Annotated in this window: 12 protein-coding genes; 2 read left to right on the top strand and 10 right to left on the bottom strand. The window is 72.6% G+C overall.

The annotated features are described in order from the left end of the window. Nucleotides 1-8: 8 nt before the first annotated feature. Genes alaS through BX285_RS16700 form a run of 3 tightly spaced genes read right to left on the bottom strand, consistent with a single transcriptional unit; the run spans nt 9 to nt 3,599 of the window. On the bottom strand, nt 9-2,678 hold the full coding sequence (gene alaS / locus BX285_RS16710) for an alanine--tRNA ligase (protein WP_121175541.1): 2,670 nt from the start codon (nt 2,676-2,678) through the stop codon (nt 9-11). Next, complete coding sequence (locus BX285_RS37325) at nt 2,678-3,115, bottom strand: DUF6167 family protein (protein WP_179852924.1); 438 nt, start codon at nt 3,113-3,115, stop codon at nt 2,678-2,680. Before BX285_RS37325 ends, alaS begins: the two co-directional genes overlap by 1 nt. A 4-nt stretch (nt 3,116-3,119) precedes the next feature. Continuing rightward, the gene (locus BX285_RS16700) at nt 3,120-3,599 is read right to left on the bottom strand and encodes a DUF948 domain-containing protein (RefSeq protein ID WP_121175540.1); all 480 of its coding nucleotides are present in this window, start codon (nt 3,597-3,599) and stop codon (nt 3,120-3,122) included. 221 nt (nt 3,600-3,820) lie between these two features. On the opposite strand from BX285_RS16700, the gene BX285_RS39230 reads away from it, so the two are divergent. After that, nucleotides 3,821-6,139: a regulator gene (locus tag BX285_RS39230; protein ID WP_310794216.1), complete on the top strand. Its 2,319-nt coding sequence runs from the start codon at nt 3,821-3,823 to the stop codon at nt 6,137-6,139. Between the two features lie 95 nt (nt 6,140-6,234). After that, nucleotides 6,235-6,561 carry a tetratricopeptide repeat protein gene (locus BX285_RS16690; RefSeq protein ID WP_121175539.1) on the top strand — a complete coding sequence of 109 codons (327 nt, stop codon included), beginning with the start codon at nt 6,235-6,237 and terminating at the stop codon, nt 6,559-6,561. A gap of 127 nt (nt 6,562-6,688) precedes the next feature. On the opposite strand, the gene rpsD is transcribed toward BX285_RS16690, so the two are convergent. The 7 genes from rpsD to hisS form a co-directional block, all read right to left on the bottom strand. After that, entirely contained in the window at nt 6,689-7,303 is a 615-nt protein-coding gene (rpsD, locus tag BX285_RS16685; RefSeq protein WP_097238700.1) for a 30S ribosomal protein S4, read from the bottom strand. A 337-nt stretch (nt 7,304-7,640) separates the two neighbouring features. Continuing rightward, nucleotides 7,641-8,990 carry a replication-associated recombination protein A gene (locus BX285_RS16680; RefSeq protein ID WP_097238699.1) on the bottom strand — a complete coding sequence of 450 codons (1,350 nt, stop codon included), beginning with the start codon at nt 8,988-8,990 and terminating at the stop codon, nt 7,641-7,643. A gap of 32 nt (nt 8,991-9,022) precedes the next feature. Continuing rightward, a complete protein-coding gene (locus tag BX285_RS16675; protein WP_121175538.1) occupies nt 9,023-9,640 on the bottom strand; it encodes an antibiotic biosynthesis monooxygenase in 618 nt (205 codons plus the stop codon). Nucleotides 9,641-9,711: 71 nt separating this feature from the next. Beyond that, nucleotides 9,712-10,530 carry a polyphosphate kinase 2 gene (ppk2, locus tag BX285_RS16670; RefSeq protein WP_097238697.1) on the bottom strand — a complete coding sequence of 273 codons (819 nt, stop codon included), beginning with the start codon at nt 10,528-10,530 and terminating at the stop codon, nt 9,712-9,714. 99 nt (nt 10,531-10,629) lie between these two features. Further along, entirely contained in the window at nt 10,630-11,139 is a 510-nt protein-coding gene (locus tag BX285_RS16665) for a GNAT family N-acetyltransferase (RefSeq protein WP_097238696.1), read from the bottom strand. 94 nt (nt 11,140-11,233) lie between these two features. After that, entirely contained in the window at nt 11,234-13,024 is a 1,791-nt protein-coding gene (gene aspS, locus BX285_RS16660) for an aspartate--tRNA ligase (RefSeq protein ID WP_097238695.1), read from the bottom strand. Beyond that, entirely contained in the window at nt 13,021-14,283 is a 1,263-nt protein-coding gene (gene hisS / locus BX285_RS16655) for a histidine--tRNA ligase (RefSeq protein WP_097238694.1), read from the bottom strand. The genes aspS and hisS overlap by 4 nt, the downstream gene beginning before the upstream one ends. Nucleotide 14,284: the final 1 nt, after the last annotated feature.

Here is a 14,284-nt window from a genome sequence, read left to right as displayed (position 1 = left end):
GGACTCCATCAGCTGGCGCGCTCCGCGACCAGGCCGCGCACCGCGGCGATGGCCTCGCCGACCGCCGCCGGGTTGGAGCCGCCGCCCTGGGCGACGTCGTCCTTGCCGCCACCGCCGCCGCCGAGGGTCTTGGCAGCGGTCCGGACCAGCTCGCCGGCCTTGATGCCGCGGCCGCGGGCGTCCTCGTTGGTGGCGATGACGGTCAGCGGGCGGTCGTTGGCCACGGTGAAGGCGGCGACCACGGCCGGGCGCGAACCGAGCCGGCCGCGCACGTCCAGGACCAGCTTGCGCAGCTCGTCCGCGCCCACGCCGTCGGCGACCTGCGCGGCGACCACGGCGATGCCGTGCACGTCCTCGGCCGAGTCGGCCAGGCCCGCCGCGGCGGCCAGGACCTTCTCGGCGCGGAAGCGCTCGATCTCCTTCTCGGCGTCCTTGAGCTTGGCGAGCATGCCCGAGATCTTCTCCGGCAGCTCCTCCGGGCGGCCCTTGACCAGCTCGGTGAGCTGGGAGACCACGGTGTGCTCCCGGGCCAGGAACTTGTACGCGTCGACGCCGACCAGCGCCTCCACGCGGCGCACCCCGGAGCCGATCGAGGACTCGCCGAGCAGCTTCACCAGGCCCAGCTGGGCGGTGTTGCCGACGTGGGTGCCACCGCACAGCTCCTTGGAGAAGTCGCCGATGGTGACGACCCGGACCTCGTCGCCGTACTTCTCGCCGAACATCGCGATGGCGCCGGCCTTGCGGGCCTGGTCCATCGTCATGACCTCGGCGGTGACGTCGAGCTCGCGGCCCAGCACGTCGTTGATCTTCTGCTCGACGTCGACCAGCACGCTGCCCGGGACGGCGGCGGGCGAGCCGAAGTCGAAGCGGAAGCGGCCGGGGGCGTTCTCGGAGCCGGCCTGGGCGGCCGTCGGGCCGAGCGCGTCGCGCAGCGCCTGGTGGGTCAGGTGGGTGGCCGAGTGGGCGCGGGCGATCGCCCGGCGGCGCTCGGTGTCGATCGTGGCGTACGCCGAGGCGCCCAGCACGACCTCGCCGAACAGCACCCCGCCGGAGTGCACGACGACGCCCGGGACGGGCTGCTGCACGTCGCGGATCTCCACCACCGCGCCGGACTCCAGCCGGATCCGGCCGTGGTCGGCGAGCTGGCCGCCGCCCTCGGCGTAGAACGGGGTGCGGTCGAGGATGATCTCGACCTCGTCGCCCTCGGTGGCGGCCGGCGAGGGGACGCCGTCCACCAGCAGGCCGACCACGGTGGCCTCGCCCTCGGTGCGGGTGTAGCCGGTGAAGACGCTGGCGCCGGACTTGTCGGCGACCTCGCGGTACGCGGCGACGTCGGCGTGGCCCATCTTCTTCGCCTTGGCGTCCGCCTTGGCGCGGTCCCGCTGCTCCTGCATCAGGCGGCGGAAGCCGGCCTCGTCGACCTGGAGGCCCTGCTCCTCGGCCATCTCCAGGGTCAGGTCGATCGGGAAGCCGTAAGTGTCGTGCAGCTTGAACGCCTGGTCGCCGGAGAGGACGGCGCCGCCGGCCTGCTTGGTCTCGGTGACCGCGGCGTCCAGCAGGCTGGTGCCGGCCTTCAGGGTCTGGAGGAAGGCCGCCTCCTCGCCGACGACGACCGTCTCGATGCGCTTGCGGTCGGTCTCCAGCTCCGGGTACTGCGGGGCCATCGCCTTGATGGCGGTGTCCGTGAGGTCCTTGGCCACCACACCGGTCGCGCCCAGCAGGCGCATGTTGCGGATGGCGCGGCGCAGGATGCGGCGCAGCACGTAGCCGCGGCCCTCGTTGCCGGGGGTGACGCCGTCGCCGATCAGCATCAGCGCGGTGCGGATGTGGTCGGTGACCACGCGCAGCGAGACGTCCGACTTGTGGTCGGCGCCGTAGGTGTGGCCGGTGAGCTCGGCGGCGCGGTCGAGGATCATCCGGCTGGTGTCGATCTCGAAGAGGTTGTCGACGCCCTGCAGGATGGCGGCGAGGCGCTCCAGGCCGAGGCCGGTGTCGATGTTCTTGCTCGGCAGGTCGCCGAGGATCTCGAAGCCGTCCTTCCCGTCGCCGTGGCCGCGCTCGTACTGCATGAAGACCAGGTTCCAGATCTCCAGGTAGCGCTCGCCGTTGACGGCCGGGCCGCCCTCCTCGCCGTAAGCGGGGCCGCGGTCGTAGTTGATCTCCGAGCACGGGCCGCACGGGCCGGGGACGCCCATCGACCAGAAGTTGTCCTTCATGCCGAGGCGCTGGATGCGCTCGGAGGGGACGCCGATGACGTCACGCCAGATCTGCTCGGCCTCGTCGTCGTCCTTGTAGACGGTGATCCAGAGCTTCTCCTTCTCCAGGCCGTAGCCACCGTCCGCGACGGGGGTGGTGAGCAGCTCCCACGCGAACTTGATGGCTCCTTCCTTGAAGTAGTCACCGAAGGAGAAGTTGCCGCACATCTGGAAGAAGGAGCCGTGCCGGGTGGTCTTCCCGACCTCCTCGATGTCCAGGGTGCGCACGCACTTCTGGACGCTGGTGGCGCGCGAGAACTGCGGCTTGACCTCGCCCAGGAAGTACGGCTTGAACGGCACCATGCCGGCGTTGACGAGCAGCAGGGTGGGGTCGTCGGCGACCAGGGACGCCGACGGAACGACGGTGTGGCCGCGCTCCTCGAAGAAGCGCAGCCAGCGGCGGCGGATCTCTGCCGACTCCATTAGTGGTCCTTCCGGTTCGGGGTGCCGCCCCGCGGCGGCAGGGCGCGGCGGGGCGTTTCTTCAGTGGTCTGGGGGATGGTGCGGCCCCTGCCGTTGGGCAGGGCGCCGGACGGAGGCAGGGCGGCGGCCGGGCTGCCGGGCGCCGCCGAGATAGCTCGGTACTGCGGCTCGCCTCTGAGCACTCGGCGCTGCCGGGGCTCCACCACGGCGGTGCCGTGCAGGCCGAGGTCGTCCTTCAGCTGTTCCTCGCGCTCGGCCATGCCGGCCTTCACGTCCAGGGCGAACTGCTTGGCCAGGTCGCCCAGGTGCAGCGCCCCGCGTGCGGCGGTGCCGGAGAGGCTGTCCGGGGTGAGCCGGTGCACGGCCTCGTTGGCCTTGTTCATGGCCCAGACGGTGGCGCCGGCGCCGACCGCCATCCAGAAGATGCGTCGCACCATGCCGTCAGCCCCTCACCGCTCGCCGGACCCGGGAGAGCAGGCCGCCGCGCGGCGCGCTCGCGGCGCGCACCTCGGCCCGGATCAGCCGGGCCAGCTCCTCGCGCTCGCCGCTCTGCAGCGGTACGGACGGCAGGTGGCCCTGCTGCTTGGCGACGGCCTTGCGGACGCCGTAGCTGAAGGCCGCGACCTTCACCAGCGGTCCACCCAGGGTGGCGGCCACGGTGGAGGAGAGCGCGTTGGCGTTGGCGGCGGCGTCCTGCACGTTGGCGGTGATCTCGTCCACCCGCTCCAGCTGCTGGTTGGCGCTGCGCACCGCGGCGCCCGCGTCGGTCAGCAGCGGCACGGCCTGCTCGGTGACCGCGGAGACCAGGACGGCGGCCTCCTTCAGGACCCGGGAGAGGCGGGCCAGCACGACGGCGAGCAGGGTGACCAGGACCGCCCAGAAAACGGCGACGAGCAATCCGGCCAGCTCTCCCACGGACACCTTTGCGCGCTCCCTCGCCTCACTGTTCTCCAGACGGAACCCTATCGCGCCGACGCCCGGTTTCCGGACCGGGTTCTCCGCGCGGGCGATCCGACCGGGTGTACGATCCGCGCGCGTAACCTACCGGCCGGTCACCTCGTTCTGCCAGGCAGGCCGTCGCCCGTACGGCCCGATGCACGTCCGGACCGCGACGGTCCGGCCTGGAACACGGGGAGCAGCGCTTGGCCGGCGACTGGACAGCACAGCCGCGGGAGCCCGCGGCGGGGCCGCGCGAGCCGGAGCCCGGCCGGCTGCCGGCCGAGGTGACCGGCTTCGTCGGGCGGCAGCGGGAACTGGCCGAGGTGGCGGAGCTGCTGGCCGCCGCCCGGCTGGTGACCGTGACCGGGCCGGGCGGGGTGGGCAAGAGCCGGCTGGCGGTGCGCGCGGCGGCCCACGCGGGCGAGGCGTTCCCGGGCGGCGCCTGGCTGGTGGACGTGGCGCCGGTGCAGGACCCGCTGCTGCTCGGCCACGCCCTCCTGGAGGCCCTGCGGCTGACCGACGGCACCGCCCGTCCGCCGCTGGACGTCCTGACCGAGCGGCTGGCCGGCCGGCGCCTGCTGCTGGTGCTGGACGGCTGCGAGCACCTGGTGGAGGCCTGCGCCGAACTGGCGGACGCGCTGCTGCGGGCGCTGCCCGGGCTGCGGCTGCTGGCCACCAGCCGCACCGCCCTGCGGGCCTCGGGCGAGCACCTGCTGACCCTCGCGCCGCTGCCGGTCGGGCCGCTGCCCGAGGGCCGGCTCTCCGGGAGCCTGCTCTCCGGGAGCCTGCTCTCCGAAGGCCCGCTCCCCGAAGGCCCACGGCCTGCAGGCCCGCCGCCCGACGGCCCGCTGCCGGTGGGCGAACTCCCGGATGCGGTACGGCTGTTCGCCGAGCGGGCCCGGGCGGTGCTGCCCTCCTTCGAGGTGACTGCGGCCAACGCGGAGGCGGTCGGCCTGCTCTGCCGCCGGCTGGACGGGATCCCGCTGGCCGTGGAGCTGGCCGCAGGCCGGCTGCGCGCACTGTCGGTGGAGCAGATCACCGCCCGGCTGGACGACCGCTTCCGGCTGCTCACCGGAGGCTCCCGCACGGCCCTTCCACGGCACCAGACCCTGCGGACGACGATCGGCTGGAGTCATGAGCTCTGCACCGTGCAGGAACGTTTACTCTGGGCCCGCCTGTCGGTCTTCGCCGGCAGCTTCGACCTGGAGGCCGCCGAGTACGTCTGCGCCGGCGAGGGCATCGAGACCGAGGACGTGCTCGACCTGCTGGACGAACTGGTCGCCAAGTCGGTCGTCCTGCGCGAGGACAGCGCCTTCGGCGTCCGCTTCCGCCTGCTGGACACCCTGCGCGAGTACGGCGGCCACTGGCTGCGCGCCGCCGGCGAGGAGCCGCGGCTGCTGCGCCGCCACCGGGACTGGTACCTGGGCGTCGCCACCTGGGGCGAGGTCGAGTGGTTCGGCCCCCGCCAGGCGGAGACCGCCGAACGCACCGAGCTGGCGCACACCAACCTCCGCGCGGCGCTGGAGTTCTGCCTCGCCGAGCCCGGCGAGGAGCAGATCGCCCTGCTGATGGCCGGCACGCTCTGGTTCTACTGGGTCGGCTGCGGCCACCTCGGCGAGGGCCGGTACTGGCTGGACCGCGCGCTCGCCCTGGACCGCGAACCCACCGAGGCCCGCGCCAAGGCGCTCTGGGTGACCGGCTACATGGCCACGCTCCAGGGGGACCTGGGCGCCGCCCGCCCGGCCCTGGAGGAGTGCCGCCGCCAGGCCCTGGACACCGGCGACGACCGCGCCCTCGCCTACTCCGTCCACCGGCAGGGCTGCGCCGCGCTGATCGGCGACGACCCGGACCGCGCCGCCGACCTGTTCGAGGAGGCGCTCTGGCACTACCGAACCATCGGCGAGCTCAACAGCAACGTGGTGATGGCGATGCTGGAGCTGGGCCTGGCCTACCTCTTCCAGGGCGACCTGGACTGCGGCGAGCTCTGGTTCGGCCGGGCCCGCGAGCTGTGTGAGGAGCACGGCGAGCAGTGGGCGTACGCGTACGTGCTGTTCGCGATGGCGTACTCGCACTGGCTGGACGGCGCCGTCCAGCCGGCCCGCGCGCTGGCCAGGGAGTGCGTCCGGCTGAACCACCGTTTCCACGACCTGCTGGGCATCGTGCTGGGGATCGACCTGCTGGCGCTGCTGGAGACCGAGCCGAACGGCCCGGGCGAGCCGGGCGACCTGCGCGAGGCCCGGGTGCTGCAGGGCGCTGCGCACCGGATCTGGCGCGCGGTCGGCACGCCGTTCCTGGGCTCGCGGAACTTCTTCGGCACGCACCGGGAGTGCGCCGAGCGGGCCCGGGCCGGGCTGACCGAGCAGGAGTACGAGGAGTGCTACCAGGCCGGTACCCGGCTGGACCTGGACGCCGCCGTCTCCCGGGCGCTCGGCGGCGGGGGCCCGGCGGACGGCTCGGAGCCGGGGCCGGGGCCCTGTTCGGTGCCGCCCGCTCCGGCGCCCTCACCGGTCCGGAACAGCTGAGCGCCGGCCGTGACGGCCAACCCGCGACGGCCGACCGGAATAGTTGAAACTTGTCCATTGCTTGAGGAGGCAAGGAACCACCCGGAAGGAGCACCATGGCCGTCCACACCGCAGCCGACGAGTACCGCATGGCGAAGTTCTACTTCGACTCCAAGGCGTACTCCGACGCCGCCCGCATGCTCGAAGGCGTACTGGCCGAGGAGCCGGCCAACCTCTCCGTCCGGCTGCTGCTCGCCCGCAGCTACTACCACTCCGCCCAACTCGGCCGCGCCGAGGCCGAGTTGCTCCGGATCCTGGAGGCCGACCCGGCCGAGGACTACGCCCGGCTGATGCTCGGCCGCACCCTGGAGCGCCAGGGCCGCGCCGAGGAGGCCCGCCCGCACCTGCGGCTGGCCGCCGCGATGACCGGCGAGACCCCGTAGGTACGGGCGAGACCCCGTAGGCACCGGCGAGACCCGGTCAGCGGGAACCGGAAAAGGGGCGAGCCCCCGCCGCCTCGAAAGGCGACGGGGGCTCGCTGGGTACTGCAGGTGCCGGAACGGCGGCGGGTCAGCGCGAGTAGTACTCGACGACCAGCTGCTCGTCACAGATCACCGGGACCTCCTTGCGCTGCGGCGCACGGTCCAGGCGGAAGGCCAGGGCCTTCAGGTTGACCTCAAGGTACTTCGGGGTCTGGCCCTCGCCCGCGTAGCCACCCTCACGGGCGACCTGGAACGGGACCTTCTCCTTGCTGCGCTCGCGGACGGTCACCACGTAGCCCGGCTTCATCTGGAACGACGGCTTGTTGACCTTGCCACCGTTGACCTCGATGTGGCCGTGGACGACCATCTGGCGGGCCTGGTAGATGGTGCGGGCGATGCCCGAACGCAGGACCAGGGAGTCCAGACGGGTCTCCAGGTCGGCGACGAGCGCCTCACCGGTCTTGCCCTCGGCCTTCTTCGCGCGGTCGAACGCGCGCGCCATCTGCTTCTCGCTCAGGTCGTACTGAGCGCGCAGACGCTGCTTCTCCATCAGACGGACCTTGTAGTCCGAGTTCTGCTTCCGACCACGGCCGTGCTGGCCGGGCGGGTACGGGCGGGCCTCGAAGTACTTGACGGACTTCGGGGTCAGCGGCACGCCGAGCGCACGCGCGATCTTGACCTTGGGACGCTTCTGGTTCGCCATGAACCAAACCTTCCTTGCTTACGAATACGGCTTCACCAGGTGTTGACGGAGGTCGCATCTCGCGACCCGGAGAAAACCCCGCCGCCTGCACGGTGGGATCAGCCGCTCTCCGGAGCCGGGCACGAAAGTGCTGGTCACACGGGCCGACCCGAAATCCGGGCTGCCCGCGACACCGAAACGGTGCGCGACGCTCCTGGTGCGGGCCCCTCGAAAGAGGGGCCTACGGCCGGTGCCCCGCTGGTGCGGCCGGTCGGTGGGGTCTCCCCCGCCGCCGTCCCGGGACACGGCACTCCGATCGAGTATACCGGGGTGATCGACCACCCGTGTCACCCGCCCGTCACTCGCCCCTGAGCCTGGCCCTCGTCCACTCCACGACGTCCGCGTACCGGGCCTCGCCGCCGCGCCTGGTCGGCTGGTAGTACTCCCGGCCGTGCACCGCGTCCGGCGCGTACTGCTGGGTGGCGATGCCCTCCGGCAGGTCGTGCGGGTACTGGTAGCCCTTGCCGTGGCCGAGCTTGCCCGCGCCGCCGTAGTGCGCGTCCCGCAGGTGCGCCGGCACCGCGCCCGCCAGGCCCTGCCGGACGTCCGCCAGGGCCGCGTCGATGGCCAGGTAGGCCGCGTTGGACTTGGGCGCGAGGGCGAGCGCGATCGCCGCCTGGGAGAGGATGATCCGCGCCTCCGGGAAGCCGATCAGCGCCACCGCCTGCGCGGCGGCGACGGCCGTCTGCAGCGCCGTCGGGTCCGCCAGGCCGACGTCCTCGCTGGCCGAGATCATCAGCCGGCGGGCGATGAACCGCGGGTCCTCGCCCGCCTCGATCATCCGGGCCAGGTAGTGCAGGGTGGCGTCCACGTCGCTGCCGCGGATCGACTTGATCAGCGCGCTCGCCACGTCGTAGTGCTGGTCGCCGTCCTTGTCGTAGCGCACCGCCGCCTGGTTGACGGCCGTCTCGGTGGTGGCCAGCGTGATGGCCGGCTCGCCCTTCTCCAGCGCGGCCCCGGCCGCCGCCTCCAGCGTGGTGAGCGCCCGCCGGGCGTCCCCGCCGGCGAGGCGCACCAAGTGGTCCTCGGCCTCCTCGGTCAGCTCCAGCGCGCCCTCCAGGCCGCGCTCGTCGGCGACCGCGCGGCGCAGCAGCGCACGGATGTCATCGTCGGTCAGCGACTCCAGCGTGAGCAGCAGCGAACGGGACAGCAGCGGGGAGATCACCGAGAAGTACGGGTTCTCGGTGGTCGCCGCGATCAGGGTGACCCAGCGGTTCTCCACGGCCGGCAGCAGCGAGTCCTGCTGGGCCTTGGAGAAGCGGTGGATCTCGTCCAGGAAGAGCACCGTCTCCCGGCCCGACATCCCGACCGCCCGCCGGGCGCCGTCGATCACCGCCCGGACCTCCTTGACCCCGGCGGTGATCGCGGACAGCTCGACGAAGCGCCCCTCGACGGCCTGGCTGATCACGTGCGCCAGGGTGGTCTTGCCGGTGCCCGGCGGCCCCCAGAGGATGACCGAGCTGGTCGCGGCCGGGCCGCGCGAGCCCGCGACCAGCCGCCGCAGCGGCGAGCCGGGCTTCAGCAGCTGCCGCTGCCCGGCCACCTCGTCCAGGGTGCGCGGGCGCATCCGCACGGCCAGGGGCGCCCGCCCTGGCTCCTTGGCCTGGCGTTCCTCGGCGGCGGCGGTGAAGAGGTCCGGTTCGTCCACACCGGAAGCCTATGCGAGGCCTCCGACACTCCTCACTGCTGCGGCGCCCGGCGGTCCAGCACGACGACCTCGAACTCCTCCAGCGACCGCAGGGTGCCGCCCAGCGTGGTCAACGCCTTCGCCCGGGAGTCGGCCGTCGGCCCCCGCGAGGCGTCGAAGGTCGCCTGGTCCGCGTAGATCGCGCCCACGGAAAGCCGGCCGGTCGTGCGGTCGGCCAGCATCGCGCCGGTCACGAAGCCGGGCTGCTTCGCCAGCACCGGCAGCACCCGGTCGCGGAAGACCTCGGCGGCCGTGTCCACCGTGGCCGGGTCGACGTCGGACCGCGACAGCCGGAACCTCGCGCCGGGCCCGGCCACACCGGGCGGCGCCGTCGCCACGGCCTCCCAGACCTCGGTGGTCACCGTGCCGGCCAGCGGCGCCAGCAGCTCGCGGCGGCGCTCACCGAGCGCCTCGTCACTGGCGCGCTCGGCCTCCTCGGACTCCCACCACGAGCCCATCGTGATCTTGCCGACGCTCCGGTCCGCGAACAGGCCGTAGCCGCGGTACCCGGGTTGGCCGGAGAGCAGCTCGACGGCCTCGGTGGCCAGGCCGTCGAGGGTCCGGTCGATCCGGTCCGGGTCGCCGGTGGCGTAGACGGTACGGACGAACATGAGCGCGCCTCCTGTGGACGCCCGGGCGCCACGCGGGGCCGGTCTCGGTAGCAGCGCCCGGTGAGCCCCGTCTACTCCAGTCTGGCAGCGTGGTCCGGAACGTACTTCTGCAGGTCGCGCGGCGGCCGCTGGTACCCGCGCGGGGCCGGGCGGGGCGGCAGCTCGATCCGCGGCGCCATGATCTCCTGGTACGGCACGGTGGAGAGCAGGTGGGCGATCATGTTGATCCGGGCCCGGCGCTTGTCGTCGCTCTCCACCACGTGCCAGGGCGAGTCCGGGACGTCCGTGTGGACGAACATCTCGTCCTTGGCCCGCGAGTAGTCCTCCCAGTGGGTGATCGACTCGACGTCCATCGGGGAGAGCTTCCAGCGCTTCATCGGGTCCTCCAGCCGGTCCCGGAAGCGGCGCTCCTGCTCGGTGTCGCTCACCGAGAACCAGTACTTGCGCAGCAGGATGCCCGCCTCGGTCAGCATCCGCTCGAAGGTCGGGCACTGGTGCAGGAACTGCCAGTACTCCTCGTCGGTGCAGAAGCCCATCACCCGCTCGACCCCGGCGCGGTTGTACCAGCTGCGGTCGAACAACACGATCTCCCCGGCCGCCGGCAGGTGCTCGACGTACCGCTGGAAGTACCACTCGGACTTCTGCCGCTCGGTCGGCGTGGGCAGCGCCGCGACCCGGGCGATGCGCGGGTTGAGGTACTCCGTGACCCGCTTGATCGCTCCGCCCTTGCCCGCGGCGTCACGCCCCTCGAAGACCACCACGAGCCGGGCGCCCTCGACCCGCACCCACTCCTGGAGCTTCACCAGCTCCTGCTGCAGCCGCAGCAGCTCCCGCTCGTACGGCTTCCTCCCCAGTCGCTCCGGCTTCGCGGTCCGCTGCTTCTCGGCCACCCTCTGACCCTCCGTCCGGCTGCTGCTGATGCACCCTCACCGTAGGCGCAGCACGGCGAGCCCGCAGGCCGGACCGGACCGCAGGAAGGAAGCGGGAGCTCAGACCGCGACGACGAAGGGCTCGGGGTAGCGGCAGAGCCCGCGCGGGCCGCCGTCGTACGCCGCCAGCGGCAGCGCCTGGAAGTAGGCCTCCGGCACCTCGAACGGGCCGACGACCTCGTGCCGCCCGGCCGGCGTGAAGCCGAACCGCGCGTAGTACGCCGGGTCGCCGAGGACCACCACGAGCTTCTCCCCCGCCTCCTCGGCCTCCGACAGCGCGGCCCGGACGACGAGTTCACCGACGCCCCTGCGCTGCCACTCGGGCGCCACCGCGACCGGCGCGAGCGCCAGCGCCTCGCCGTCCCCGACCCGCAGCCGGGTCAGCAGCGCGTGTCCGACCACCAGCCCGGTCTCGTCGACCGCGACCAGCGAGAACCCGGGCAGCCAGGCGGGATCGCGGCGCAGCGCGTCCACCAGGTCCGCCTCGTCCGGGCCGGGGAACGCGGCCATGTGAACGCGTCTGGTGGCCGGGGCGTCCTGCGGACATTCGACTCTCGTAGTGACCTGCATGAGTCACCCTCCCTGTGTCTCACACCGTTGTGGACCGGCCCCGGACGGTGGGTGGACCGTCCGGGGCCGTTGCAGGCTAGCGGATGACGAGACGTCAGGCCTTGGGCTGCGCCTCGGACTTGGCGTCCTCGCGGACCTTGGGCTGGGCGTCCACGCCGGCCTCGCGGCGCTGCGCCGGGGTGATCGGGGTCGGGGCGCCGGTCAGCGGGTCGCCACCGGTGGACGTCTTCGGGAAGGCGATGACGTCCCGGATGGTGTCGTAGCCGCCGAGCAGGGTGACGATGCGGTCCAGGCCGAAGGCGACGCCACCGTGCGGCGGCGGGCCGTAGTTGAAGGCGTCCAGCAGGAAGCCGAACTGCGAGGCCGCCTCCTCCTCGGAGAGGCCGATCGCGTCGAACGCCCGCTTCTGCACGTCGCGCTGGTGGATACGGATCGAACCGCCGCCCAGCTCCGAGCCGTTGAGGACCAGGTCGTAGGCGTTGGACAGCGCCGCGCCCGGGTCGGTGTCGAAGGTGTCCAGCGACTCCGGGGTCGGGGCGGTGAACGGGTGGTGCACCGCGTGCCAGCCCTGGAACGCGCCCTTGTCGTCCTCGATCGGCTCGAACATCGGGAAGTCGACGACCCAGAGGAACGCCCACTTGGACTCGTCGATCAGGCCGCAGCGGCGGCCGATCTCCAGGCGGGCGGCGCCCAGCAGCTCCTGCGAGGCGCGCTCCTTGCCGGCCGCGAAGAACACCGCGTCGCCGTTCTTGGCGCCGGCGGCGGCAGCCAGGCCGGCCAGGTGCTCCTCGGAGAGGTTCTTGGCGACGGGGCCGCGCAGCTCGCCGGTCTCGGCGTCGATGAGCACGTAGGCCAGGCCCTTGGCGCCGCGCGCCTTGGCCCAGTCCTGCCAGGCGTCCAGCTGCTTGCGCGGCTGCGAGGCACCGCCGGGCATGACCACGGCGCCGACGTACGGGGCCTGGAAGACGCGGAACTCGGTGCCCTTGAAGTACTCGGTGAGGTCGGTGAGTTCCTGGCCGAAGCGGACGTCCGGCTTGTCGGAGCCGTAGCGGCCCATGGCGTCGGCGTAGGTCATCCGCGGCAGCGGGTTGGGGACCTCGTAGCCGTGCACCTCGCGCCAGATGGCGCCGATGATCTTCTCGCCGAGGGCCAGGATGTCCTCCTGGTCGACGAAGGAGGCCTCGATGTCCAGCTGGGTGAACTCCGGCTGGCGGTCGGCGCGGAAGTCCTCGTCGCGGAAGCAGCGGGCGATCTGGTAGTAGCGCTCCATGCCGGCCACCATGAGCAGCTGCTTGAACAGCTGGGGCGACTGCGGCAGCGCGTACCAGTGGCCGGGCTGCAGGCGGACCGGGACGAGGAAGTCGCGGGCGCCCTCGGGGGTGGAGCGGGTGAGGTACGGGGTCTCGATGTCGAGGAAGTCGTTCTCCTCCATCACCCGGCGGATGATGTTGTTGACCTTCGAGCGCAGCCGCAGGCCCTTGGCCGGGCCCTCGCGGCGCAGGTCCAGGTAGCGGTAGCGCAGCCGGACCTCCTCGTTGACCGTGCCCGGCTCGTACTCGGCGACGGGGAAGGGCAGCGGGGCGGCCTCGGAGAGCACCTCGATCGCGCTGACGACGACCTCGACCGCGCCGGTCGGGATGTCCGGGTTCTCGTTGCCCTCGGGGCGGACCCGGACGTCGCCGACGACCTTGACGCAGTACTCGGCGCGCAGGCCGTGGACGGAGTCCAGGTCGCGGACCACGATCTGCACGGTGCCGGAGGCGTCGCGCAGGTCGATGAAGGCCACGCCGCCGTGGTCGCGGCGGCGGGCGACCCAGCCGGCCAGGGTGACGGTGGTGCCTGCGTGCTCCGGGCGGAGCGTGCCCGCGTCGTGCGTGCGGATCACAGCTGCTTCTCCTTCAGGGTGGTGACGAGTGCGTCGAGGGCGACGGGGGTCTGCTCGCCGGTGCTCATGTCCTTGAGCTGGACGACGCCCTCGGCGAGGTCCCGGTCCCCGGCGATCAGGGCGAAGCGGGCGCCGGACCGGTCGGCGGACTTCATGGCGTTCTTGATGCTCTTGACGCCGAAGGCGAGGTCGGTGGCCACGCCGGCCCGGCGCAGCTCGATCACCTTGGCGAACAGGACGTTCTTGGCCTCCTCGCCCAGCGCGACCGCGTACACGGCGGTGGCCGGCGGCAGGTCGAGGGTGACGCCCTCGGCCTCCAGGGCGAGGTAGGTGCGGTCCACTCCGAGGGCCCAGCCGACGGACGGCAGCGCCGGGCCGCCGATCATCTCGGACAGGCCGTCGTAGCGGCCGCCGCCGCCGATCGCGGACTGCGCGCCGAGGCCGTTGTGCACGAACTCGAAGGTGGTGCGGGTGTAGTAGTCCAGGCCGCGGACCAGCTTCGGGTCGTCGACGAAGGCCACGCCGGCCGCGGTGAGCAGCTCGCGGACCTTCTCGTCGTAGGCCTTGCACTCCTCGCAGAGGAAGTCGCGCAGCATCGGGGCGTCGGTGAGCTGGGCCTGCACCGACTCGCGCTTGTCGTCCAGCACGCGCAGCGGGTTGATCTCGGCGCGGCGGCGGGTGTCCTCGTCCAGGTCCAGGCCGGAGAGGAACTCGATCAGCGCGGCGCGGTAGACCGGGCGGCACTGCTTGTCGCCGAGGCTGTTGAGCAGCAGCGAGTAGTTGCTCAGGCCCAGCGAGCGGAAGGCGTCGTCGGCCAGGATGATCAGCTCGGCGTCCAGCGCCGGGTCCTCGGCGCCGATCGCCTCCGCGCCGACCTGGGAGAACTGGCGGTAGCGGCCCTTCTGGGCGCGCTCGTAGCGGTAGTACGAGCCGGAGTACCAGAGCTTGACCGGCAGGTTGCCCTGCTTGTGCAGGTTGGCCTGGAGCGCGGCGCGCAGGACCGAGGCGGTGCCCTCCGGGCGCAGCGCGAGCTCGTCGCCGCCCTTGGTGGTGAGGGTGTACATCTCCTTGCTGACGATGTCGGTGGACTCGCCGACGCCGCGGGAGAACAGCTTCACGTCCTCGAAGACCGGGGTCTCGACGTAGCCGTAACCGGCCCGCCGGGCGGGCGCGGCGATGCGCTCGCGGATCGCCAGGAAGGTCGCGGAGCTGGGGGGCAGCAGGTCGTAGGTGCCCTTGGGGGCGGTGAAGGTGCTCAAC

Origin of the sequence: Streptomyces sp. 1114.5 (assembly GCF_003635085.1) — a bacterium.
In the GTDB taxonomy this organism is placed as follows: Bacteria; Actinomycetota; Actinomycetes; order Streptomycetales; family Streptomycetaceae; genus Kitasatospora.
This window is presented reverse-complemented; position numbering and strand designations above follow the sequence as displayed.

What these genes read in the sequence shown, in the direction of transcription:
- alaS (WP_121175541.1), bottom strand. Translation starts at nt 2,678, where the DNA reads ATGGAGTCGGCAGAGATCCGCCGCCGCTGGCTGCGCTTCTTCGAGGAG.
- BX285_RS37325 (WP_179852924.1), bottom strand. Translation starts at nt 3,115, where the DNA reads ATGGTGCGACGCATCTTCTGGATGGCGGTCGGCGCCGGCGCCACCGTC.
- BX285_RS16690 (WP_121175539.1), top strand. Translation starts at nt 6,235, where the DNA reads ATGGCCGTCCACACCGCAGCCGACGAGTACCGCATGGCGAAGTTCTAC.
- rpsD (WP_097238700.1), bottom strand. Translation starts at nt 7,303, where the DNA reads ATGGCGAACCAGAAGCGTCCCAAGGTCAAGATCGCGCGTGCGCTCGGC.
- BX285_RS16675 (WP_121175538.1), bottom strand. Translation starts at nt 9,640, where the DNA reads ATGTTCGTCCGTACCGTCTACGCCACCGGCGACCCGGACCGGATCGAC.
- BX285_RS16665 (WP_097238696.1), bottom strand. Translation starts at nt 11,139, where the DNA reads ATGCAGGTCACTACGAGAGTCGAATGTCCGCAGGACGCCCCGGCCACC.